The organism is Frankia sp. R82 (genome assembly GCF_023716925.1).
In the GTDB taxonomy this organism is placed as follows: domain Bacteria; phylum Actinomycetota; class Actinomycetes; order Frankiales; family Frankiaceae; genus Frankia.
Map to the genome: position 1 here is coordinate 1 of NZ_JAMQQG010000161.1, position 1,364 is coordinate 1,364.

Consider the following 1,364-nt stretch of genomic DNA (forward strand, 5'->3'; position numbering starts at 1 on the left):
CAGGGCAGCGGCAAAGTTGCTGGTTAGCAATTTAGGTTCATGATCGTGGTGAGTGGTCGTTCGGGTCGGCGGGCGTGGTGGCGTAGTGCCTGGGCGATGTTGGTGGTGCCGGACAGGCGCAGGATGCTGATCGCGAGGTTGCGGAGGCTGGCCATGACCTGGGGTGTGTTGCCGGTCCGGGCATGGTGGTGGTCCTCGTCGTAGGTGACATCGCGGACCCAATGCAGCCGGTTCTCGACGGACCAGTGGTCGCGGGCGAGGTCGGCGAGCAGGACGGGGCTGGCCTGGTGGGTCGGCAGGCTGGTGATCGCGTGGATGGTCTCGGTGGTGGTGGGCCCGCCGTTGAGCGACCGGCGGCGGGTGATCTGGATGGCTTGGACGGCGTGGGGGAAGTTGATGCCGGCGCGCAGTTCGGTGGCTTTCACGGTCCGGGTTTCGACACGTCCGTGGCCACGGTCGCGCGTGCGGACACGGGTGGCGACACGGTTCCAGGGCAGGGCTGTGAGCTGGGCATACAGTGCCGGCTGGTTCGCTTTCGCGACGAGGACGTAGTGGGCGCCGCGCTCAACGAGCCAGGTAGCGGTGTCGCGCTGGGTGTGCAACGCGTCCGCGGTCACCACCGCGCCGGCCAGATCGAGGGCGCCGAGCAGTGCTTTGAGCTCGGGAATCTCGTTCGTCTTCGCGTCGACCCCACGCTGGGCGAGGACGACGTGGTGTTGCTGGTCGAACGCGGCGAGCAGGTGCCGGCCGGGTCTGTCGCCGTGGCGTGAGCCGCGCAGGGTCTTCCCGTCGACCGCGATCCGCCGCCGTCGTCCTTTGGTCGGCGTGGTCGCCGCCGCGGCCCAGGCCCCGAGGGCTGTGTCCAGCGCGTCGGCGTCGAGACGGGCGAGGACCCGGCGGAACGTCGAGGCGTCCGGGACCCGCACGATCCCCAACCTGTCCCGGACGGTCTCGCCGGCGTCCGCGGCCCACTCGGCGATCGCGGTGAACGACCGGGCCCCCGCCAGCACCGCGCACGTCGCCAACGTGAGCACGACCGGCAGCCGGTGCCGCGTCCCACGACGTTTCCTCGGGTCGGCGACCTGCGCGAACACCGCCAGCAACCCCGCGGGTGACACCGGCCGCGTCGCTGCGCCGGCCATGGCCGACGCCAGCTGATCCAGAACAGGGACAGAAGGAGATAATGGTGCGGCGAGCATGGCACCTCGGGGTGATCAGGATGGCCTAGGAACCTCCATGATCACCCAGGTGTCATGCTCGCCCCGTTTCCGGGGCCAGAACCCGCCGGTCCTCACATCCCACATCCACCGCAGACCCTCGACACGACCCACAAGTCGCTACCCAGCAAACTTGCCGCAGCCCTG

General features: G+C 69.6%; 1 protein-coding gene. It reads right to left on the reverse strand.

Features of this window, described 5'->3' with window-relative positions; genetic code table 11:
- Positions 1-23: 23 nt before the first annotated feature.
- Positions 24-1,142 carry an ISAs1 family transposase gene (locus ND747_RS16355; RefSeq protein WP_251734472.1) on the reverse strand — a complete coding sequence of 373 codons (1,119 nt, stop codon included), beginning with the start codon at positions 1,140-1,142 and terminating at the stop codon, positions 24-26.
- Positions 1,143-1,364 lie beyond the last annotated feature (222 nt).

What these genes read in the sequence shown, in the direction of transcription:
- ND747_RS16355 (WP_251734472.1), bottom strand. Translation starts at nt 1,142, where the DNA reads ATGGCCGGCGCAGCGACGCGGCCGGTGTCACCCGCGGGGTTGCTGGCG.